Origin of the sequence: Bradyrhizobium sp. U87765 SZCCT0048 (assembly GCF_018131225.1) — a bacterium.
Lineage (GTDB): Bacteria > Pseudomonadota > Alphaproteobacteria > Rhizobiales > Xanthobacteraceae > Bradyrhizobium_A.
Genome location: NZ_JAFCMM010000008.1, coordinates 15,841 through 36,496 on the forward strand (window position 1 = coordinate 15,841; position 20,656 = coordinate 36,496).

21 protein-coding genes and 1 pseudogene are annotated in these 20,656 nt (G+C 66.6%); all 22 read right to left on the minus strand.

The window, feature by feature from the left end:
- Nucleotides 1-7: 7 nt before the first annotated feature.
- On the minus strand, nt 8-757 hold the full coding sequence (gene fliR / locus JQ639_RS33900; protein WP_211969023.1) for a flagellar biosynthesis protein FliR: 750 nt from the start codon (nt 755-757) through the stop codon (nt 8-10).
- Entirely contained in the window at nt 754-2,841 is a 2,088-nt protein-coding gene (flhA, locus tag JQ639_RS33905; RefSeq protein ID WP_211969022.1) for a flagellar biosynthesis protein FlhA, read from the minus strand. Before flhA ends, fliR begins: the two co-directional genes overlap by 4 nt.
- Before the next feature lie 69 nt (nt 2,842-2,910).
- A complete protein-coding gene (fliQ, locus tag JQ639_RS33910; protein WP_211969021.1) occupies nt 2,911-3,177 on the minus strand; it encodes a flagellar biosynthesis protein FliQ in 267 nt (88 codons plus the stop codon).
- A 127-nt stretch (nt 3,178-3,304) separates the two neighbouring features.
- Nucleotides 3,305-3,715: a flagellar hook assembly protein FlgD gene (flgD, locus tag JQ639_RS33915; RefSeq protein ID WP_211969020.1), complete on the minus strand. Its 411-nt coding sequence runs from the start codon at nt 3,713-3,715 to the stop codon at nt 3,305-3,307.
- 16 nt (nt 3,716-3,731) lie between these two features.
- Nucleotides 3,732-4,196, minus strand: a complete 465-nt coding sequence (gene flbT, locus JQ639_RS33920) for a flagellar biosynthesis repressor FlbT (protein ID WP_211969091.1) — start codon at nt 4,194-4,196, stop codon at nt 3,732-3,734.
- A gap of 8 nt (nt 4,197-4,204) precedes the next feature.
- The gene (flaF, locus tag JQ639_RS33925; RefSeq protein WP_211969019.1) at nt 4,205-4,552 is read right to left on the minus strand and encodes a flagellar biosynthesis regulator FlaF; all 348 of its coding nucleotides are present in this window, start codon (nt 4,550-4,552) and stop codon (nt 4,205-4,207) included.
- 37 nt (nt 4,553-4,589) lie between these two features.
- Complete coding sequence (locus JQ639_RS33930; protein ID WP_211969018.1) at nt 4,590-5,633, minus strand: flagellar hook-associated family protein; 1,044 nt, start codon at nt 5,631-5,633, stop codon at nt 4,590-4,592.
- Between the two features lie 4 nt (nt 5,634-5,637).
- A complete protein-coding gene (gene flgK / locus JQ639_RS33935; RefSeq protein ID WP_211969017.1) occupies nt 5,638-7,110 on the minus strand; it encodes a flagellar hook-associated protein FlgK in 1,473 nt (490 codons plus the stop codon).
- Nucleotides 7,111-7,144: 34 nt separating this feature from the next.
- A complete protein-coding gene (locus JQ639_RS33940; protein WP_211969016.1) occupies nt 7,145-8,380 on the minus strand; it encodes a flagellar hook protein FlgE in 1,236 nt (411 codons plus the stop codon).
- Between the two features lie 92 nt (nt 8,381-8,472).
- A pseudogene (locus tag JQ639_RS33945) lies at nt 8,473-8,997 on the minus strand (transglycosylase SLT domain-containing protein); the annotation flags it as partial.
- Complete coding sequence (gene fliK / locus JQ639_RS33950) at nt 8,981-10,228, minus strand: flagellar hook-length control protein FliK (protein ID WP_211969014.1); 1,248 nt, start codon at nt 10,226-10,228, stop codon at nt 8,981-8,983. The pseudogene JQ639_RS33945 and the gene fliK, both read right to left, overlap by 17 nt.
- Entirely contained in the window at nt 10,225-11,409 is a 1,185-nt protein-coding gene (locus JQ639_RS33955) for a MotC family chemotaxis protein (RefSeq protein WP_211969013.1), read from the minus strand. The genes fliK and JQ639_RS33955 overlap by 4 nt, the downstream gene beginning before the upstream one ends.
- Nucleotides 11,406-12,800, minus strand: coding sequence for a MotB family protein (locus JQ639_RS33960; RefSeq protein WP_211969012.1), 1,395 nt, complete (start codon nt 12,798-12,800; stop codon nt 11,406-11,408). Before JQ639_RS33960 ends, JQ639_RS33955 begins: the two co-directional genes overlap by 4 nt.
- Before the next feature lies 1 nt (nt 12,801).
- Nucleotides 12,802-13,464 (minus strand): hypothetical protein, encoded by a 663-nt coding sequence (locus JQ639_RS33965; protein WP_211969011.1) that lies wholly within the window; start codon nt 13,462-13,464, stop codon nt 12,802-12,804.
- On the minus strand, nt 13,461-15,101 hold the full coding sequence (fliF, locus tag JQ639_RS33970) for a flagellar basal-body MS-ring/collar protein FliF (protein ID WP_211969010.1): 1,641 nt from the start codon (nt 15,099-15,101) through the stop codon (nt 13,461-13,463). The genes JQ639_RS33965 and fliF overlap by 4 nt, the downstream gene beginning before the upstream one ends.
- Before the next feature lie 133 nt (nt 15,102-15,234).
- Nucleotides 15,235-16,176, minus strand: coding sequence for a flagellin N-terminal helical domain-containing protein (locus tag JQ639_RS33975; RefSeq protein WP_211969009.1), 942 nt, complete (start codon nt 16,174-16,176; stop codon nt 15,235-15,237).
- 197 nt (nt 16,177-16,373) lie between these two features.
- On the minus strand, nt 16,374-17,108 hold the full coding sequence (gene fliP / locus JQ639_RS33980) for a flagellar type III secretion system pore protein FliP (protein ID WP_211969008.1): 735 nt from the start codon (nt 17,106-17,108) through the stop codon (nt 16,374-16,376).
- On the minus strand, nt 17,105-17,560 hold the full coding sequence (locus JQ639_RS33985) for a flagellar basal body-associated FliL family protein (RefSeq protein ID WP_349644584.1): 456 nt from the start codon (nt 17,558-17,560) through the stop codon (nt 17,105-17,107). The genes fliP and JQ639_RS33985 overlap by 4 nt, the downstream gene beginning before the upstream one ends.
- Before the next feature lie 52 nt (nt 17,561-17,612).
- Entirely contained in the window at nt 17,613-18,308 is a 696-nt protein-coding gene (flgH, locus tag JQ639_RS33990; protein ID WP_211969007.1) for a flagellar basal body L-ring protein FlgH, read from the minus strand.
- Complete coding sequence (locus tag JQ639_RS33995) at nt 18,305-19,015, minus strand: MotE family protein (RefSeq protein ID WP_249123459.1); 711 nt, start codon at nt 19,013-19,015, stop codon at nt 18,305-18,307. The genes flgH and JQ639_RS33995 overlap by 4 nt, the downstream gene beginning before the upstream one ends.
- A gap of 61 nt (nt 19,016-19,076) precedes the next feature.
- A complete protein-coding gene (gene flgI, locus JQ639_RS34000) occupies nt 19,077-20,177 on the minus strand; it encodes a flagellar basal body P-ring protein FlgI (RefSeq protein WP_211969088.1) in 1,101 nt (366 codons plus the stop codon).
- Nucleotides 20,177-20,638 (minus strand): flagellar basal body P-ring formation chaperone FlgA, encoded by a 462-nt coding sequence (flgA, locus tag JQ639_RS34005; protein ID WP_211969006.1) that lies wholly within the window; start codon nt 20,636-20,638, stop codon nt 20,177-20,179. Before flgA ends, flgI begins: the two co-directional genes overlap by 1 nt.
- Nucleotides 20,639-20,656: the final 18 nt, after the last annotated feature.

The following is a 20,656-nucleotide window of genomic DNA, read 5'->3' on the forward strand; positions in this document are numbered from 1 at the left end:
TATCGCCTCACCCGCCGAGCCATGACGCAAATGCGATCGCGAACTGCTGCACGAGTTCGCGCCCGGTGAGATAGAGCAGCATCAGGCCGCCGAACAGCACGAACGGCAGCGAGATGAAATAGACCGGAATGGTGGGCGTCAGCTTGTTGGCGAGGCCGATGGCGAGGTTGACGACGATGCCGTAGATCACGAACGGGCTTGCCACCCGCAACGTCAGCACGAAAGCCTGCGACAGATTGTCGGTGAGCTGCGACAGCGCCGCTTCGCTGCTGACGACCGCTGTCGGCGACCACAGGCGGTACGATCCGATCAGGCCGCGCAGCAACTCCCAATGCTGATCGGTAAGAAACAGCAGCACGACCGCTGGCAGCGTGATCAGCGGCACGAGCGCCGGTACGTGCTCGCCGTCTTCCATCGTACCGGCGATGCCGCTGAGGCCGATATTGGAGGCGATCATGGTCGCCATGGTCTCCAGCGCCAGAAAGAAGACGCGCGCGGAGAGGCCGATCAGAAAGCCGATCACCAGTTCCGACCCGATCGCGCGGACGACAACCGGCGTCGCAGCCCCTTCCACCGCCGGCCGCACCGTGGCTTCGAGCAACGGTGCCAGCATCAACGTGATGTTGATCGCCAGGAATAGCCGCACCTGGACCGGAACGTTGGCGCGCGAAAAGCCGGGCGCGACCATCAGGCAGGTGCCGACGCGGCAGAAGATCAGGAAGGTCGCGAGGACCGTGGCCGGGACCGACGCGGTCAAGAAATCGCTCCCAGCGACTTGACCTCGACGCCCCGCGCGATCTCGACGTGCGACAACACCGGCAGCGTCGGGAACACGCGCTCCGTGATCATGCGCACATAGGGCCGCACTTCCGGCGGAGCAACCAGTACGACGCTCTCGCCCTCGGACATCGCCTTGCGAACCATGGTCGATACATCGGCCGCAAATTGCTCGACCAGGCGCGGATCGGCATCGAACTCGATGATCTCGCCCTTGGCATCGCGCTTGAGGCTCTGGTGGAACGCAAGGTCCCAGCGGTTGCCGAGCCGCAACACCTTGAGCACGCCATCGTCGGCGAAATCACCGCAGATCTGCTGCGCGATGCGCATGCGAACATGTTCGACGATATGCTCGGCGCGCCGCACATACGGCACGATTTCGGCGACCGCCTCGAGAATGAGATGCAGGTTGCGGATCGAAATGCGCTCGGCCAGCAACAGCTTCAGCACCGCCTGCAGACCCGAGTACGAGATCTGGGACGGGCAGATGTCCTCGATCAGCCGCTTGTATTCCGGATCGAGCCGATCGAGCAGCGCGCGCATGTCCTTGTAGGACAGCAACTGCGCGAGATTGCCGCGCACCACCTCGCTGAGATGCGTGAGCAGCACCGACATGTTGTCGGCGACCTTGAAGCCATCCTTGCGGACATCGGCGAGGAAGGTCTCGGGCACCCACATCGCCTTCATACCGAACGCCGGCTCGGTGGTCTCGTCGCCTGGCACGTCCGGCTGGCGTATCCCGTCGAACAGCACGAGAACCTCGCCCAGGCGCAGTTCGTGCTGCGCCACGATGGTGCCGTGGATCTTGATGCGATAGGTCTTTGGTCCGATCGCAATGTCGTCGGCCAGCTTGATCTCGGGTATGACGAAGCCGTACTGCGTGGCGAAGCGGCGCCTGATCTTGCTGACGCGATGGCTGAGTTCGCCGCGGGCATGCAGCATCTGGACGGCGAGCTGGCTGCCGACGCAGAGCTCGATGTCCGCGGTCTTGAGGAATTCCTTGATCGATTCCTTGGAATCGGCCTGCGCCTGTTCGCGCTCCTGCGCCGCAACCGTCTCCTCCTGCTTGCGGCGCGCGGCCTGCCGCCGCGGCAGCGCGTAGCTCATGAACGCCATGACGCCGCCGAGAAAGGCGAATGGCAGCAACGGCAGCCCAGGCATCAACCCCAGCACGAACATCATCAGCGCTGCGACGGACGTGGCGCGCGGGTACGCGCCGAGCTGCTTGAGCACCATCTCCTCGGCCGAGCCGCGCGTGCCGCCCTTGGACACCAGAAGGCCCGCCGACAGCGACACGATGAGCGCTGGTATCTGCGACACCAGACCGTCGCCAACCGACAGCTTGGTGAACACATCCGCCGCGCGGGCCAGCGGCAGGCCATGATGGGTGACACCGATGACAATGCCGCCGAAGATATTGATGGCGGTGATGATCAGGCCGGCGATGGCGTCGCCACGCACGAACTTGGAAGCACCGTCCATGGCGCCGAAGAAGGCACTCTCTTCTTCGAGCTCGCGGCGCCGGCGCTGCGCTTCCTTGTCGTCGATCAATCCCGCCGACAGGTCGGCGTCGATCGCCATCTGCTTGCCGGGAATCGCATCGAGCGTGAAGCGGGCGCCGACCTCGGCGATGCGGGTCGCGCCCTTGGTGATGACGACGAAGTTGACGGTCACCAGGATGGCGAAAATGATCAGGCCGATGACGAAGTCACCGCCCATCACGAATTTCGAGAATCCGGCGACGACGTAGCCCGCCGCGTGCTCGCCCTCGGCGCCGCGCGACAGGATCACACGCGTCGTCGCCACGTTGAGCGCGAGGCGCAGGATGGTGGCGATCAGGAGCACGGTCGGGAACGCCGAGAAATCCAGCGGACGCTGGATCCACAGCGCCACCATCAGGATCAGGGCCGACAGCGCGATCGAAAACGCCAGCCCGACGTCGATCAGCAAGGCTGGAACCGGCAGCACCAGCATGGTCACGATGGCGACGATGCCGACCGCAAAGGCGACGTCGGCGCCGATCCGCCGCTCGTTCGGAAGCCCCCGGATCAGGGTGTCTGTCATGAAGAATCCCGCGAACACGTCACGGCCGCACCTTGCAATCGCTAGCTTGTGCGAGGGTGGCGGCGGGCGTCAGAAGCCGTGTTCGATCCGGGCATAGAGCAGCTCGGTGAAGGCGTAGATGTGCGCCCCCATGAACGAGCCGGACACCGCGGCCACGATCAGCATGACCACGATCTTGGGGATGAAGGTCAGGGTCATTTCCTGCACCTGCGTCAGCGCCTGCAGCAGCGCGATGGCGACGCCGACCAGCATCGCCGCGCCGACCGCCGGCCCCGACGCCACGATGATGGTCCAGATGGCCTGCTGGACGATATCGAGCGCATCGCGTTCATTCATGAAAAGATCCCGGGCTGTGCGATGACTGTCATGGCGACGCAGGGTGCAGCGCAGCGGCGCGACAGTCCGCCTCGCGCGCCGATCGCGACCGCCGCCGGGCGGCGGCGCAACGGCGCCTGGTGCGGCGTCAGCTGATGGTGATGCCAGGTCCGAGCTTGACTTCGGTACCGTTCTCGAGGCTCGCCACGGCGCCGCCCTGGATGATGCGTACGGACTTGATCTTGCTGGTGGTGCTCTGGCCGTCGGGCGTGGTGAAAGTGGCGGTCCGCCCGATCAGGCTCTCCGCCTGGGACAGCGCCGTGGACGACAGCAGCGTATCGAGCTTGGTGTTGGTCTGCACCGCCTGCTCGATCGCCGAGAGCTGCGCGAACTGGCTCATGTACTGCGTCATGTCGGTCGGATTGGTCGGATCCTGATTCTTCATCTGCGCGATCAGCAGTTGCAGAAACTGGTTGTAGTTCACCGTGGTCGGCGGTGCCGTACCGTCTGTGGTCTTGCTCGTCGCAGAGCGCGTCGAGGATACGCCGTCGACAGCCATGATGTTCTCCCTGGATTCAGGCAACTTCGGTGGAGCGCGGCAGCGCCGGTGCTGTCGCCGTGTTCAGCCGATCGACGGCAGGAGCCGTCGGGGGCGCGTCGCCGCCGCTGAGAATGACCTGTTCGATCACGAACAAAGCGCGGATCCTGCGCAGCGCCTCATAGTAGCGCCTGGCATCGACCAGCTCGTTGATGGCGGCGAGGCCGGTGAGAATTTCGCCGTTCTCGGAGACCCGCCGCAGCGCGCCATATTGTTCGCAATAGATCGCGAGCGCGTCCGAGACGTCCTGCGGCGTCATCAGCATGAGTTGAACGACGAAATACAGCTGGCGCAGCGGCGTTGTCGCCTCCGTCACCTGCATCACCTGGTTTTCCAGAAGGAAGTTGACGTCGTTGACCAACTCGAGCGTGACCTTGCGATCAACCCGCAGCACGGCGCCGTTGATATAGATTCGCTCGCCGGCGCGCAGCGAGATGCACATCGGCTTCTTCATGCCAGCGCGTCCCGGATGATGATGTTGATGCCGAGCAGTTGCGCGACATCGGTCGACCTCTCCTCGCGCACCCGATCGGCTTCCCCGATCACCCAAAGACCGATCGAGATGAGTTCGGCGCGCAGCTTTTCCGGCAACCCGTTGCGGTCACTGGACAGGTCCTGCACAAAGAACGTCCACAGCTTGCGAACGAACAGCAGCGCTTCGGCATCCTGCGGCGGGACGAGTTGACCGCCACCCAGCCGGGTCAGCAGGTCGATGCCGTGGTTCAGGGCTTCGCGCTCGCGGCCGCGCGCCTCGCGGCTGCCATCTTCGATCACCGTATCGTAACTGGAAAATGTCATCTGTTGTGCAATCGGCTGCGAACCGGCGACGCGCCGATCAGAGATAGTTCAGGATGCTGAGCTTCTGGATGCGCGTGGTCAGCGCCAGCGACATCTCCAGCTGATTCTGCAGACTGGTGACGCGGACCGACGCTTCGGCGGGATCGACCTTTTCCATCGCGGTGACCTGCTTGGTGATGAGATCTCCCTGGACCTTGAGACGGCCGGTCGCGTTGGTGGTCTGCTCCTGCGCGGTGCCGATCTTGGCACCGACGCCGGCGAGATCGTTGATGGCGTCGCCGATGACCTTGGTTGCCGAGTCGACGACGGTCTGGAATGCCGCCTGGTTGAGGTTCTGCGTGCCGAGGTCGCTCAGCATGGTGTAGGCCATGGCCAGCTTGCGGAATGCGGGCTCGTTGGCGCTTACCGAACTGTTGATGGTCTCCGTGGTGGAGATCCGGCTGGTCATCACCTGATCCGACGCGGCCGACCAGTTCGTGCCCCAAGCTGGATCTGCGAACTGCGCCTTGAATGTCGTATCGAGGAAGTTCTGCATCGCCGACGCGCTGATGCCGGACGCCGCGGGCGACGACTGCGGAAAGCCGAAATTCGCCAGGAAGGCCGCATCGACCGCAGCCTTGGCCGGCGATCCCGCGGCATAGGTCGTGACCGGCTGTACCGACGTGTTGATGCCGCCGAACAGATACTGGCCGTCCATCGTGACGTTCAGTGTCGCCAGCAGGCCACCGAGATTGGCTTTCGCCGACGGCAGGATAATGTTGGCGCCGTTGGCCGAGTTGCGCGACGCCAGCAGATCCTTCTGGAACGACTGGGCAGTGCCGATGAGATCGGTGACGCGCTGCTGCGCGACGTCGAGGCGACCGGACACCAGGGCGTTGGTATCGACCATCTTTTCGATGTCGAGCAGATCCGCCCGCAAGGTGACGTCGCGGCCGGCCAGCGCGCCGAGATCAAGACCGACGTCCGCAAAACGCCCGTTGGTCGCCTCCTGGGTCGCCTTGGACAGCGCGACCTGGCTCTTCATCGCCGACAGGCGCAGGGTCATCGAAATCGCGTTCGTCGAGATGAATGTCGTCGCCATCGTCTTACCTCACCGCAGCCAGAAGATCTTTGAGCATCGCATCAACCGTCGAAATCAGCTTCGAAGACGCCGAGAACGTCCGCTCGACCTGCAACATGAACGACATCTCGTCGTCCATGTTGACGCCGCTGACGTTCGAAAGGGCCTCGGCGCTGCGTTCCAGCAGCGTCTGGCTGTAGGTGGCTTCCGCGTTGGTGTTCTTGCGCTGCGCCTCGAGCCAGCTCACGGACGAGCCGGCGAAGTCCACGAGGCTACCGCTGGGCTTGCCCTGCGCAACCGGATCGAATGGACGGTTGGCGCCCATGCTGTCGACCATCTGCTGCAGCCGCGCCGAAAAACCGGTCGCTCCGGTGGTGTTGTAGCGATAGGCGGGGTTGCCGGAGATGGCACCGTCCCTCAGCAGGCTTGGATTGCCCCCCGCGGTCTGATCGACCGACGGATTGACGAAGATAGACCCGGCGAGACCGGCCGAGATCGTGCCCGACGGCGGCATGGCCGGCGCGCCGGGATAGGTGAACAGGCCGGGCACATCGGGCAGCCCGCCGCCGCTCTGGTCGCTCTCGGCAAAGGTTTCGACCAGCCCGCGGGCGATCTCGTCAAGCTGGCGCTGATACGTCACCGTCGTGCTGTCGCGCAGCGTCGCGAGGCCGGCCAGATTGCCGCCATGGATCGGCATCACAGCCGACGCCCCGGTCACCGGCACGCCGTCGATATAGACGGCGTTGCCGGATGTGCCGGCAGTATAGGCGTTGGTCGGGCTGAACGTGACCGCGCGGGCATTTGTCTCGAACAGCGTGACGCCGGAATCCGTATAGATCACAGTGTCGTTGTTGGCGCGGGTGGCCACGGTGATGCCGACCTCCTGCGACAGCTTCGACAGGATGCTGTCGCGCTGGTCGAGGTAGTCCCCGACGTCGGCGCCGGTGATGGTGCCCTTGACGATCGAGGTATTGACCGTCTCGAACTGCGCCAGCAGCTGGTTGATGGTCGACACCGACGTCGCCATGTCGGCGTCGGCATCGGCGCGCACGCCCTGCACCGTCTTGGTCGCGCTGTTGAGCGAAGTCACCACGCCCTTGGCAGCCGTCACTGCAGCGCCGGCGAACGTGGTGTTGGTCGGCGCGGTGGCGTATTGCTGCAGCGCCGTCTTGAGTTTCGCCAGTTGCGCCGCGGGTGACTGGTCCTGCTGCGGATCGTCGACCGTGGTCGCGGCGACGCGCAGCAGGCCATTGTACAACGTGTCCTGCTTCGCTGCTGCCGATGTCGACTTGAGGACGTTGGCAAACAATCCGGCGCTCGATGCACGCTGGATGCCGGCGACATAGACGCCGTTGCCGGGCAGCGTCGCCACCAGCACGCTCTTGCGCGAGTAGCCGTCGATCTGGGCGCCGGCGATGTTGCGCGACACCACCGAGGCTTGCGTACCCGCCGTCATCAGCGACGTGCGCGCCGAGTTGAGTGCGACCGTTAGTGACATGACAGGCTCCGGGCGGGCGACATCAGGACAGGCCTCAGCGCTTCAGGTTGACGAGGACGTCGAGCAGGTCGGCGCCGGTCTGGAACACCTTGGAGTTGGCGGTGTAGCCACGCTGCGACTCGATCATTGCCGTCAGTTCGCTGGCAAGGTCGACATTGGACTGCTCGAGCGCCTCGGACTTCATCGTGCCGAGCCCGCTGCGCCCGGCGAAATCGACCTGCACGTTGCCGGAATTGATCCCGACCGAGTAGACGTTGCCCGCTTCCGGCACGAGATTGTCCGGGCTCGGCACGGTGGCAAGCGGGATGCGGTAGGTCGCCAGCCGCGTGCCGTCCGTGTAAACAGCATACATCGTGCCGGCCGGATCAACCTCGACCTTGTCGATCGAGCTCGGCGCATTGCCGTCGACGGTGGCCTTGAACGCGAACTCCGATGCGACCTGCGTCATGGCGGAGAAATCCAGTGTCATCGGCGAACCGCCGGGCACCGTCAGCGCCATCGATGTCGGGCTCGCCGCCGCGAGCTTTCCCTTGCCCGTGGCGCTGACGTCGAAGGTGAACGTGCTCGAGGCCAGCGCGGGGCTCGAATACGGAAAGCCGCCATTGGTGGAGTTTGCGCTGTTGTAGACCTGCACGTTCCAGGTGTCGGCCGCGGTCTTGCTCATGTAGACATCGAGCGTGACCTTGTTGCCGATGTTGTCGTAGGTGACGACCGACGTTTTCGACGTGTAGTTGGGCACGCCGGCGGTCACGGCGGCGTTGGCGTTGAGATTGGAGCTGATGGTGGCCTTGGTCGACGGGTTGCCCTGCAGCGCGGTCTGCGCGATGTTGACGACATCGAGGCCGGTGAGGCCGTTGGCGACGACGTTGGGCGCGCCGTTCTTGAGACTGTAGCCCATTAGATAGTAGCCCGCCGCATTGACGAGATTGCCCTGGCCGTCCGGCACGAACGAACCCGCCCGGGTGAGGAACGGCGTGCCCGCCCCGTTTGAGACGACGAAGAAGCCGTTGCCCTGAATCGCAAGATCGGTCGCCGACGTCGTGTACTGCAGCGGGCCCGGGTCAGCGATGGCGTAACGGACCTGCGTCTCGACGCCGCCGGAGTTGTAGGAGCCTGAACCGCTCTTGAGGATCAGCGACGAAAACTCGGTGGAGGCGCGCTTGTAGCCGGAGGTGTTCACGTTGGCGATATTGTCGGCCACCGTCGACAGCTTGTTGGACTGCGCGGTCATTCCGGAGCCACCCGTGCGCATGACACCATACAGACTCATCGTTCATCTCCATTCTGAGTGGAAGGCATTAGAGGTGCTTTTGCTTGCGTGAGGCTTGCTCCACGTCCTGCGGTGGAGTCGCTGTCGCGCGTCGCGCAGAATGCGCGCGCCTTGTCCGTCCATGATCCAAAGCCGCTCGCGACGAGATGGCCGATCACGCCGCAGACATAACGGCGCTGCGCCACGACGTTGTTGGGACCTGCGTTGTAGCGCGCGACTGCCATCGTCCAGTTGCCTTCGCGGGCGCGCAATTCCTTGAGGAAGCGCGCGGCGTAGTCGACATTGCGCACGGGATCGAACATCGCTTCGACGCTGCTGAACTGCGCGCCGTGATAGAGATGATTGATCTGCATGCAGCCGAGATCGACGAGCTTGGCGCCCCTGCTTCTGGCGCCGTTGAACTCGGCCACGGCCTGCCGCAGGTCCGCGGCACGCAGCGTCCGGCCATCGATGTTGAGCGCATACGGATGGAGCACGCCCTTGCGGCCTGTCTCGCTGAGACCCACGGCATAGAGCACACCGAGCGGCACGCCATGGCTGCGCGCGGCGCGCGCCATCTCGCGCTCGCACGGCCCGTCCGCCCGCGACGCGGTCGCCGCGCTACAGATAGACAGCATCGCCAGTGCGGCGAGGCGCAGCCGCCTCGTCCACGGGACGCTCGACCGGTTGATTGATCTGATCATGACCTTGCCTGTGATGACGGCTGCCGGCCTGCGCGTCGCCGGACTGACGACCCGGGCTGTCGCTGCTGAACTGCGCGGCGCCCTGCGATTGCTGCTGCGGCTGATGCTGCCCCTGCTGAGCCTGCGGCTGGCCGCCGCCAGGATCCATGTGACCGGTGTGGCTGTGATCGATCGACGCGATCTCGAAGGTGTAGCCGGCCGACTGCATCGCATCGACCAGCCTCGCATGCTCGTCGCGCAACAGCTGCGTCGTGTCATGACGATCGGCGGCGAGCTTGACCTCGATGGCGTCACCGCTGAGCCGCATCCGCACGGTCACCGCGCCGAGATTCGGCGGATCGAGCTGCACCGTCAACATCCGCATCGGCGCGTCGGGCGTGCGTTGCAGCGATGCGGCGGCGGTGTCCGCGGCGGGAGCGGCGGCGGCGCCCGGCGCTGCGACGGCGTCCGACGCGATGCGATCGACGATCTTCTGCAGCAGCGTCGGCTGCCCGACAGGCTGGAAATGCGTTTCCTGCTCGCGCACCACCACCTTGACGGCCGGCATCGCGCGCGGTTCAGCCGCATCGGCTGACGACGATCCGCGCGACAGCGAGACGGCGTCGACTTTGGCGGCCTTGCCGTCGTCACCATGGCCATGCCGCATCGCCCGGTGATCGGCGCCGCCGCGAACGGACGCCGCATGCGGCGCATCGCCGTCTTCCGCCGAAGCCTTCACCAAACCTTCCGCTGCATCGCGATCGCCAGGGGCCATCCCGTCCTGCGCCAGACGCGAAATCACGGCGTTCAACGCGACCTCGGGCGACCGCCAGTCGTGCTGCGCGGTCTTCGCATCGCGATCGCCGTGAGACGATGTCGCGTCGGCCGCGCGGTGACGCGAGCGATCCTTCGACCGGACGGGCGCTTGCTCCTCCGACGGCTCGGTCTCCCGCGACGCTTCGACGTCGGCGCCCCTGGTTTCGGAGCACGGCGCTTGCTTCGCGCCTTGCGCGACGACGCGCAGCTGCTCGCGAAAATGATCGGCGCGGATTTTGCCCTCGTCGGCTCTGGCCTTGGGGTCGCGCGGCTCTTTCCCGGTGGCCGCGGCCTGCGCAGCGCCGCGGAGAGCGGGCTTGCCATGTGCGAGCTGGCGCAGCATGGCCATCAACGGATCGGTCCTGGTCATTGCTCCTGCTGCTTCAGCTGTCGTTGGGAATCGTCGAGCAGTGCCTGAGCGCGCCGCATGGCGTCGCGCGAGGGCGTGAAATCGATGCGCGAACCGCCGGGTGCACTGTCCGCACCGCCGTCGGGCCGCGCGGCCATGACGCGAGGACGATCCACACCCGCCTTGCGGACGTTGCGCCCGACCGCGAGCGCGGCCTTGAGCAGCTCCGCATCTCGCGCGGACAGGCGATCGCCGGCGATCGCTTCGAGATCCAGCAGCGCCTCGACATGGGCATGGGTCACCACCCGCGCCGCCGCGCGATAGAGCCGCGCGCGCTCGCGTCCAGGGCTGCCATCCTCGGTCAATGTCATGGCGCGCTCGGCGGCGAGATCCGCCATTTCCACCTTGCCATTGAGCAGCGCCGCCCGCGCGATCCGCAGGTAGAGCGCCGGCCGCTCGCTGCCGTCGAGCTGATCGAGCAGCGCGACGAGGCGCGGGAAGCGCTCCGGCTGCTGGGCGAAGCCGAAGCGGTCGACCGCCCGCACCAGGCGCTGGCGGAAGTTTTCGGAATAGATCGACTGCGGAAAGCGCCGCAGGTACTGCTGTGACAACGCCTCGAAGCGGTCGAAGTCGCTGCCCTGGCCGGCGACGAAGATCTCGCGGCGCAGTGCCGCCTCCTCGACCAGCGTGCCCGGCATCATCAGCCGCGCCTCGTCGAGACGATCGATCGCGGTCGCGGCATTGCCCTGGACTGCCAGCGCGGACTGCACCAGCGCAATCTCGGCGGCAATGGCCGGCGGCAGATCGCGCGGCTTGAGGTTGCCGAGCCGCGCGCGCGCCTCATCCAGCCGGCCGTCGGTGTAGGCGATCGCGCCGTCGAGCAGCGCCTCGTCGACCGCCAGCACCTTCTGCGCCCGCAGCGCGGTGGCAACCTCGGGCGCTCCACCACTCAACAAAAAGACCACGACTGCGCGCGCATTGCGCCCGTCCTTCCACACCGCCGGATCGGCCTTGAGGAACTCCTCGCCGAGCTGCCTGAGCAGCACGGCCTGGGCATCATGGGCCTCGCGATTGCCACGGGCGATGTTGTCCTGCAACACGTGGAGAGCGCGGATGCGCTGATACGGCTCGCCGGCCTCCTCGGCAGACGCGGCGCCGGCCAGCGCAAGCAGCACGACGGCGATGGTGGCTCCACGGATCATGATTGCGGCGGGCGGACGAGCAGCTCGATGCGACGGTTCTCCGCGGCCGCCGGATCGCCGGGATTTCTCGGCCGGCGGTCAGCGAAGCCCTCGATGCGCTCGATGCGGCGCGCATCGAGCCCGCCGCGAATGAGCATGTATTGCGCCATGTGGGCGCGCGCGGTCGACAGCCGCCAGTTGTCGTAGTCGGCCGAGCGGAACGGGCGGTTATCCGTATGCCCGCGCACGATCACCTGGCCCTCGGTCCTGGCGATGAGCGGGGTGATGCGGTCCAGCGTGCGGACCAGACCCGGCGTCGGCTCCGCCGAGCCAACGGCGAACATGCCGTAGTTGACGTCGTCGGTGAGGCTGATGAGCAGGCCTTCGCTGCTGGTCCGGACGTCGGCGACCGGATGTTGCGTACCGAGTGGCGCGAGCGCCGCGGCGATCGCCGCCTGCAGCTTGCCCGCCTCGCTCTGCGGCTTCTTGTCGGCGGGCTGCGTTTTGTCCGCCTGGGCGGACGCAGCGCCCTTGTCGGCAGCGGTCGCTCCGCCTTTGTCGGCCGCCGGCGAGGGCCCGTTCCTGTCCGACTGCGCCACGGAAGACGCGGCGGACACCGGGGTGGGCGGCGGCATGGCGGCGGCCGCGGGCGAGCGGTTGGCCGCGGGCGTGCTCTGGGCGTCGTCGTCGGCAAACAGGCCGACCGCCTTGGCGGTGTCCTGGCTGGCGCGCGCGCTCGCCGATGCCTTCGCCGGCTCGGCATCGCCCGACGTGTCGCGCTTGTCGGCAGTGGCGCGGGCCGCACGGGCGTCCCGCGACGTATCGTCATCAGCGCTGCCCGCCTCGGGGCCGCCGCCACGTGTGGCGGTGTCCGAGGGAGCGGCCGGGGCGCTCGGCCACGACGCCGGATCGAACGGATCGCGGAACGCCTCGCCCCCTTTCCAGCCTTCCTTGCGGCTGGCGTCGAGCGGCGCGCCGGCGTCCGGCGTGCGCGGCGTGCCGCCGGCGATCTCGGTGAGGGCGGCATACGGATCGCGGAACAGCGCGGCCTCGCCGACGCGCGACTGCGCGGCCTGCGGCCGCTGCATCTGCTCCGTCGACTGCCCCGGCTCGGGCTTCGGACGGCGGCTGTCGTCCTCGACGGCCTTGCCGGGATCGACGCGGCGCGCGTCCTCGATGCCCTTGCGGTCGGGCGTCGAGTCCGCCAGCTTGATCGGATTGAAATAGCTGGCGACGCTCTCGCGCGTCTCCTGGTTGGTGGCGCTGATCAGCCACATCACCAGAAAGAACGCCATCATCGCCGTCATGAAGTCGGCGTAGGCGATCTTCCACACGCTGTTCTTGGTTTCGGCGGCATCGAAACTCGCCCGGCGGCGGACGATGATCAGCTCGGTTCGTTCCTGGTCAGCCATGTCAGGTCAGCGCCGCGAACCTGAGGCGCTCGCCCCAGCGCTTGATCTGGCTCTCGAGCACGACGTCGTCGGCGATGACGGAAATTTCCGTTGTCGGCGCGGCGCGCAGCTCCACCGGGATTGCCCGCGCGGCGAGCTTGCTGCGCACGGCCTCCAGCAGCGAGGCCGGACCGCTGACCCGCAGCACCGGGCGTGCCGCGTCGCCGACGATGCCCGACAACTGCTCGACGAAGGTGGTGACCGCCAGCTTCTGGATCGCCGTGGAGATGAACGGCTCGAGGACGCGCGCGGCGACGCCGGCGACACGGGCCTCGAATTGCGCTCCCGCTTCGGTGATGCTGCCGGCGATCCGCGTCGCGGCCTCGTCCACCAGCTTGCGACGCTCTTCGGCGAGCTGCGCATCGAGCCGCGCGCGCTCGTCGGCCAGCTGCTGCTCGAACGCCGCCGCGGCGGCGCCATAACCCTCGGCCTTGCCGCGCTCATAGGGATCATCAGCTTCCGGCAGCGCCGGCTCCGCCTGCGAAACCACCTGTGGCTTCGGCGGCGCGCGCAGCGCAGCGCCGGAATGCTGCGCCTGATCGAACGGCACCACCCGGCTTACGCCCTTCGGCGGCTCGACCTGATCGAAATGCGTCAGCAGCCGCGCGACCTTCTCGGCACTCATGTCGGCTCCTCCTGCCGGATCCATTGCTTGAGGATCGCGGCGGCCTGCTTCTCATCGAGCTGGATGATCTGTTCGAGCCGCTTCTGCGGCGCGTGCTGCACGCGTCGCGAGATGTCCTGGACAAGGTTCGGCGCGTCTTCCTGCAACAACTCGGCCATGCTGCCGCCGGCGGCAGCACCCGCCGCGGCCAGCAGGCCGGCGCTGCCCTCCGGCATCTCCAGCTCGGCGACCTCCGCGGCGCGGGAATCGAGGATGGTATTGATCGCCGGCCGCAGGCCGAACCAGATCAGCATCGCCGCCACCGCGACAATGGCCGCCGCGCTGACGAAGCTGCCCGACTGGCGCATCATGACTTCCGTGAAGGTGATGGCCGGGACCGGCGGGAAATCGCGCCCGCCTTCGATGAACTCGACGGCCGAGACCTGGATCTGATCGCCGCGCTGGCGATCAAGCCCGGCGGCGGTGCCGGCGATCTGCCCGATCTCGGCAACCTTGGCATCGATCGCCGCCTCGCTGGCCTTGTCACCGAGGCTTGCCGCAATCCGCGGCCGATTGACCAGGACGGCCAGGAACAGCTTGTTGACGACATAGCCGTCGCTCACCGTCGTCGTCGTCTTGGACGAAACCTCGAAGTTGGTGACGTCTTCCTTGCGCTGCTTCTCGTCGTTGGAGTTCTTGCCGCCCCCCGCATTGACCTGCTGGTCGGGCAGGTTCTGCTGCACCGTGGTCGGGGTCTGGCGGTCGAGACTCTGGGACGTCTCCTTCTCGCGCACGCTGCGCACCGAGCGCTGGGCCCGTCCCTCGGGATCGTACACGGTCTCGTTGGTCTGGCGCTTGTCGGTCGACAGCTGGGCGGCGACGCTGACCTCGAAGTTGTCGAGGCCGAGATAGGGCGACAAAGCCTTGCTGACATTCTCCTGGATCAGGCGGCTGACGGCCCGCTGCAGCGTCGCCATATGGGTCGGCGACGATCCCTCGTCCTCGCCGCCAAGCAGCGCGCCTTCGCTGTCGAGCACGGTGACCTTGTCGGCGGTCATGCCGGGGACCGCGGCGGCGACGAGATGGCGGACCGAGCGCGCGGTGCGCGCATCAGCGGCGCCATCGGTGCGAATCACCACCGATGCCGTCGGCGGCTGCTGCTCGCGCCGGAACGAGCCGCGCGCCGGCATGACGATGTGGACGCGCGCGGCCTTGACGCCCTTGAGCACCTGGATGGTGCGTGCGATCTCGCCTTCGAGCGCCCGCACCCGCGTGACTTCCTGCATGAACGACGTCAGGCCGAGCGAGCCGATCTTGTCGAACAGCTCGTAGCCGCCGCTGCTGCTGCTCGGCAGGCCTTTCTCCGCCAGCAGCGTACGCGCCTGCGCCGTCTGCCCCGGACGGACCAGGATGGTATCGCCGGTGGCGTTGACGTCGAAGGCGACGTTGGCATCGCGCAGCACCGCGCCGACGCGCGAGACATCCTCGCGCGACAGGCCGGTATAGAGAACCTCGAATTCGGGGCGGCTGAGATAGTAGGCGCCGCCGCCGACGCCGAGAAATACCGCGAGGCCGACGAGGGCCAGGACCGTGAGGCGCCGGGGACCGAGCTCGAGAAGGTTATTCCAGAGCCGTTGCGCATGTTCGCGATTAACCATCTAGTCCCCTGCAGTGCTTGGCGAATCGATTCTCGGCTCCGAAGCTTGTCCGAGGGTTGCGCACCGCAGAAACGACAAACGGCCGCGACGCATAGCGTCGCGGCCGTCAGTGTCAATTGAACGAGAACGGCGATTAGCCGCGGAACAGCGACAGGATGCTCTGGCTGCCCGAGTTCGCGATCGACAGCGCCTGGATGCCGAGCTGCTGCTGAACCTGCAGCGCCTGCAGACGGGTCGATTCCGCGTTCATGTCAGCGTCGACGAGCTGGCCGACGCCGCGGCTGATGGCGTCGCGCAGCGACTTGACGAAGTTCGAGTTCGAGTCGATGCGGGTCTTCACGGCGCCGAGGTTGGCGGACGCCTGGGTGACGTCGCCGAGAGCCGAATCGACCATCGAGATGTAGTCGTCGAGCTTCTTCTGGTCAGCGGCGGAGTCGGTCAGCGTCGAGATGTCGATGGTGGCAACCGAACCGGTGGTGGCGCCGGGACCCGTGCGCTGCTTGTCCATGATGCCCGCGGGGGTGCCGCCGGCCGCGTCGTACAGCTTGATCTTGCTGGTATCGACGTCGATCGTCTTGATGCCGACGGTGCCGCCGACGCGCGAGAACGACGACACGACCGACTTGGTCGCGTTGTAGCCGGCGACGGTCGAATCGACCGACAGCCAGTTCTCGCCGTTGAACACCGCGAGGTCCGAGGTGTTCTTGAGGTCGTCCTGGATGGCCTTGACTTCGGCCTGGATCTTGCCGCGATCAACGCCCGGCTCGCGCGCCGCGACGAGCTTGGCCTTGAGCGCGGTGAGACCGCTCTTGTTGTCGCCGACGACGGAGGTCAGCGCGGTGTACATGGTGTCGACGGTCGCGGCGCCGAGGCCGAGGGCGTCGGACACGGCCGACAGCGCTTCGTTGTCCGAGCGCATCGTGGTGGCGATCGACCAGTACGCCGAGTTGTCGGACGCGGTGGCGACGCGGTAGCCGGTCGAGATGCGGTTCTGGGTGGTCGCCATGTTGGAGCTCACCGTCCGCAGGGTTTGCAGAGCGGTCATGGCGGAGCTATTGGTCAGCAAGCTAGACATTTGATGTCCCTATTGTGTGAGTGATTTGATCACGGGACATACCGGGCTTTCACCGGTACGGCAGGGCGGCATCATGCCTTTGGGTCGAGGGGTGGTGGACCCAACCTGTCGTGATCTCGACGTAGCATGCGAACCTTACCCAAACCTGAACGACGATCGTCGCGTTGGACACCTGGGACGCGGCTCGCTCGCACCGCCTAGAGGAACGATCGCATCAGACCGACGGTCAGGAGATTCCAGCCGTCGATCAGCACGAAGAACAACACCTTGAACGGCAGCGCGAACACCGTCGGCGGCATCATCATCATGCCCATCGACATGGTCAGCGTCGCCACCACCATGTCGATCACCAGGAACGGCATGATGATGAGAAAGCCGATCTCGAACGCGCGGCGCAACTCGGAAATCATGAACGCGGGAATGATCACGCGCAGATCGATGCGCTGGCCATCCGGACGGGTGCGGAAGCCTTCTGGCGCAAGGCTTTCGAACGATTGCAGATCCTTCTCGCGGACGTGCGCCATCATGAAATCGCGAAACGGATCGGTTACCTTGCCATAGGCTTCCTGCTCGGTGATCTTGTTGGCCATCAGTGGCTCGACGCCGTCCTTCCAGGCGCGATCGAACGTCGGCGCCATGACGTAGAACGTCATGAACAGCGCAAGACTGATCATCACGAGGTTGGCCGGCGTGGTCTGCAGCCCCATGCCCATACGCAGAAACGACAGCGCCACGACGAAGCGCGTGAAGCTCGTGACCATGATCAGGAGGCCCGGCGCCAGCGACAGCACCGTCAGCAGCGCCACCATCTGCACCATGCGGCCGCTGGCGCTGCCGCCACCGGACGGGATCAGCGTCGACAGATCGGGCATCTGGGCGAGCGCGGCGGTGGGAAGCAGAACGAGAGCAAGGACGAGAACAAGACGCTTCATTGCACGACCAGGGTTTCGATGATCAGTTCGCGCACCTTGCCGGCGGAGCGGATCGCCGCCCGCTCGTTGAGATCCTCGCGCAGGTATTGCAGACCGCGCGCACCCTCGATCTGCGCGGCCGACAGCGTGCGCAGATACGCCACGATGTCCTGGCCGACGCGCGCGACCAGCACGCTGGCCTCTTCCTCGTTGAGCTGATCGGTGACGACCGAGCCTTCCACGCGGATCCATGCGCCCGCGGGCGCGGCAAGGTTGGTCACCAGCGGCGCGATCTTGCGGAAGCGGGTGCCGGGGCCGTAGCTCGACGCCGTCGAGCGATCCTGCCCGTCCTTGTGACCATCGGCGCCGCGCTGCGCCGATGACAGCACATGCCAGCTCGAAAAGCCGCCGGCAGTTGCGGCGACAATCGTGATCAGCGCCAGCGCAGCCAGCGATTGCATCCTGCTGTTCACGGTTCACATCCTCCGTCGGCCGCGACAGCACCGCTCCCCCGCACCACGCGCATCAGAACGGCGCGACCTGGTCATAGACCTGCTGGCCCCAGCCGGGCTGCTGCACCTCCATCTGCCGGCCGCGGCCGCCATAGGAGATGCGGGCCTCGCCGATCTTGTCGTAGGGGATGGTGTTGCTGCGGCCGATATCGCGCGGCCGTACGATGCCGGCAATGTTCACGACCCGCATCTCGTAGTTGACGCGCACCTCTTGCGAGCCGCTGATCAGGAGATTGCCGTTCGGCAGCACGTCGACGACGACGGCGGCGACGGAAAACTTCACTTCCTCGGTGCGATCGATCTTGCCGCTGCCCTTCGACGAGCTCTGGGAGTTGATGTTGGCGTCCGCCTGGCCTTTCCTGGACCAGCCGAACATGTCGACCAGGAAGTCCGATCCGAACTTGATCTGGGAATCGCGCGAGCGGTCGGTCTTGTTATCGAGCGTCGCCTTGTCATTCATCGAAATGGTGACGGTGAGCAGGTCACCGATGCGGCCCGCGCGCGGATCGCGATAGAGATCGCGCCGCTCGTCCCACGTCGACTGGTAGCCCGACGCATAGGGGCCGCGCGGCTCGACCGGCACGCCGCGCGCCTCGGCGCGCAGGCCCTGACCGATCGGCGACATGTTCGGAGCCTGATTGAGCTCGGCAAGGTTGTTGGCGCAGCCGCCGAGCGGCAGCGCCAGAACCACGAGGCGCAGCATCTTCATTTCCTGGTCTTTCCATCATCGGGGCGCCGCATTCCCGCCAGGGTGTCGGCGAGGTGAGCGGCGCGGCCCGGGTCCATCTCGTTGAGGATCGCGCTGGCGCTGCGCACCTTGAGCTTGGCGAGCACGGCCGCCGCGGTATCGTCGGCCATGCTGGCGATCTGCAGCGCGGCCGCATCCGGCGCCATGCCCGAATAGATCTCGACCACGCTGTCTTCGGCACGCTTGAGGAAGTCCTCGCGCAGCTTCAGCCATTTTTCGTATTCGGCACGCTTGGCTTCGAGCTCGGCGATCCGTTCGCGCAGCTTCGCTTCCGTGGCCTCGAGCTGCTCGCGCTGCCAGGCGACGCGCGCATCGAGCGCGGCATCCGAGATGTTGCGGCAGAACTCGGCGGCGTCGGCACCGCGGCGCTCGACGGCGGCCCCATCGGCATTCGCCGGCGTGCCCGCAATGCTCGACGTGGTCAGCGCGGCATCGCTCTGGGCGATCGGCGACGGCACCGGCGCGGGCATCGCAGCGGCTGCTGGCACCTGCGCAACACGCTTGCCGTCGCTCCGAACGGGAGCGGCGCGCGCGCCCTTGGCAAAGGCGGACAGATTGAGCGGCTGCGACGGCTTCGCCACAGGCTCCGCCACGGCGGCGGTGTGGACGACGATCGCAAGACAGCCCCACAGCAGCACGCTTTTCGGTAACGTCGCCATCCTTGCCATGTCTTTCTCGCAGCGAATCTGTGCGCAGCGTTGCACGGCCAACCTTGCGCGGCGCTGACGACTACTGGATCACGAGATCGGCCTGCAGCGCGCCTGCGGCCTTGATCGCCTGCAGGATCGCGATGATGCCGGTCGGCTTCAGCCCGATCTGGTTGAGACCGCGCACGAGGCGCTGCAGATCGGTGCCGCGCAGGATCGCGATCTGCGCGCCGGGCTCGTTGGCCTCGATGAAGGTCTGCGGCACCACCACGGTTTCGCCCTTGCGCGAGAACGGCCCCGGCTGCGACACGATCGGCGCCTCGGTGATGCGCACCGACAGATTGCCATGGGTGACCGCGACGGTGGAGATCTGCACATTGCGTCCGATCACCACCGTACCGGTGCGCTCGTCGATGACGACGCGCGCCGGCGTATCCGGCTCGACCAGCAGTTCGCCGACCTCGGCGATGAAACGCACCGGCGATACCGCGCGCGGCCGCGACAGCACGATGGTGCGGTAGTCGCGCTCGAACGCCATGCTGGCCCGATAGCGGCCCTGGCCGTAGACATTGATGGCGTCGATGATGCGGGTGGCGGTGACGAAATCCGGATTCTTGAGCTCGAGGATCAGCGATTCCATCTGCCGGAACTGGCCGCGCACCTCGCGCTCGATCAGCGCGCCGTTGGGAATGCGCCCCGAGGTCGGCACGCCCTGGCTGACGGTCTGCGCCGCGCCCTCGACCGAGTAGCCGCCGACCGCAATGGCGCCCTGACCAACCGCGTAGACCTCGCCGTCCGCGCCGCGCAGCTGGGTCATCAGCAGCGTGCCGCCAAGCAGCGACGAGGCATCGCCAAGCGACGACAGCGCAATATCGACCCGCGAGCCACCGGCGGCGAACGGCGGCAGGTCGGCGGTGACCACCACGGCGGCGACATTGCGCGTGCGCAGCAGCGTGCCGCGGATGTTGATGCCCATGTTGTCGAGCATCGACTGCAGCGACTGCTCGGTGAACGGCGCGTTGCGCAGGGTGTCGCCGGTGCCCTTGAGGCCGACCACGAGGCCGTAGCCGATGAGCTGGTTCTCCCGCACGCCCTTGAGATGGGCGATGTCCTTGATGCGCACCGCCGCATCGGCGGCCGTGGCGCACAGCAGCAGGACCGCGACAGCAAGAAGACGCCACATCATCCGTTCTGTATCCGCACGCTGCCGTCGGGCTGGACGATGCCCCGGATGATCACGCCGGTGTCGAGATTGCGCAGCTGGATCATCGCGCCGGGACTGCCGGACTGCAGCGCCGAGGCATAGGTGACGATCGACAGCGAATCCTCCTCGATCACCACCTTGACCGCGTTGCCGCGCGTCACGACCTTCTGGTCCTCGAGCGCGTTGAGCGGGATCGGCTGGCCGGCGCCGAGCGTACGGCGCACGGTACGCCCGAGCAGCGCAGCCCGATCGGACACGAACGCCGCCGCGCCGGGCATGTTCGGCCCGAACGCGCGGTCCATGATCAGCTCGTCGCGGATGGTGTCGCCGGGATAGATCGTGGTTGCCGGCACCGGCAAGTGCAGGGCCTCTTCCGCCGCCATCGCCGCGCACGGCATGGCGACCGCGAACAACGCCGCGGCCGCGTTTCGAACCAACATGGACGCCACGCGTGTCAC

What these genes read in the sequence shown, in the direction of transcription:
- JQ639_RS33995 (WP_249123459.1), bottom strand. Translation starts at nt 19,015, where the DNA reads ATGGCAAGGATGGCGACGTTACCGAAAAGCGTGCTGCTGTGGGGCTGT.
- flgK (WP_211969017.1), bottom strand. Translation starts at nt 7,110, where the DNA reads ATGTCACTAACGGTCGCACTCAACTCGGCGCGCACGTCGCTGATGACG.
- fliK (WP_211969014.1), bottom strand. Translation starts at nt 10,228, where the DNA reads ATGACCAGGACCGATCCGTTGATGGCCATGCTGCGCCAGCTCGCACAT.
- JQ639_RS33975 (WP_211969009.1), bottom strand. Translation starts at nt 16,176, where the DNA reads ATGTCTAGCTTGCTGACCAATAGCTCCGCCATGACCGCTCTGCAAACC.
- fliF (WP_211969010.1), bottom strand. Translation starts at nt 15,101, where the DNA reads ATGGTTAATCGCGAACATGCGCAACGGCTCTGGAATAACCTTCTCGAG.
- JQ639_RS33960 (WP_211969012.1), bottom strand. Translation starts at nt 12,800, where the DNA reads ATGGCTGACCAGGAACGAACCGAGCTGATCATCGTCCGCCGCCGGGCG.
- flbT (WP_211969091.1), bottom strand. Translation starts at nt 4,196, where the DNA reads ATGTGCATCTCGCTGCGCGCCGGCGAGCGAATCTATATCAACGGCGCC.
- JQ639_RS33965 (WP_211969011.1), bottom strand. Translation starts at nt 13,464, where the DNA reads ATGAGTGCCGAGAAGGTCGCGCGGCTGCTGACGCATTTCGATCAGGTC.
- JQ639_RS33940 (WP_211969016.1), bottom strand. Translation starts at nt 8,380, where the DNA reads ATGAGTCTGTATGGTGTCATGCGCACGGGTGGCTCCGGAATGACCGCG.
- fliP (WP_211969008.1), bottom strand. Translation starts at nt 17,108, where the DNA reads ATGAAGCGTCTTGTTCTCGTCCTTGCTCTCGTTCTGCTTCCCACCGCC.
- flgH (WP_211969007.1), bottom strand. Translation starts at nt 18,308, where the DNA reads ATGAAGATGCTGCGCCTCGTGGTTCTGGCGCTGCCGCTCGGCGGCTGC.
- flgD (WP_211969020.1), bottom strand. Translation starts at nt 3,715, where the DNA reads ATGGCTGTCGACGGCGTATCCTCGACGCGCTCTGCGACGAGCAAGACC.
- flaF (WP_211969019.1), bottom strand. Translation starts at nt 4,552, where the DNA reads ATGACATTTTCCAGTTACGATACGGTGATCGAAGATGGCAGCCGCGAG.
- JQ639_RS33955 (WP_211969013.1), bottom strand. Translation starts at nt 11,409, where the DNA reads ATGATCCGTGGAGCCACCATCGCCGTCGTGCTGCTTGCGCTGGCCGGC.
- fliQ (WP_211969021.1), bottom strand. Translation starts at nt 3,177, where the DNA reads ATGAATGAACGCGATGCGCTCGATATCGTCCAGCAGGCCATCTGGACC.
- flhA (WP_211969022.1), bottom strand. Translation starts at nt 2,841, where the DNA reads ATGACAGACACCCTGATCCGGGGGCTTCCGAACGAGCGGCGGATCGGC.
- flgA (WP_211969006.1), bottom strand. Translation starts at nt 20,638, where the DNA reads ATGTTGGTTCGAAACGCGGCCGCGGCGTTGTTCGCGGTCGCCATGCCG.
- JQ639_RS33930 (WP_211969018.1), bottom strand. Translation starts at nt 5,633, where the DNA reads ATGGCGACGACATTCATCTCGACGAACGCGATTTCGATGACCCTGCGC.
- flgI (WP_211969088.1), bottom strand. Translation starts at nt 20,177, where the DNA reads ATGTGGCGTCTTCTTGCTGTCGCGGTCCTGCTGCTGTGCGCCACGGCC.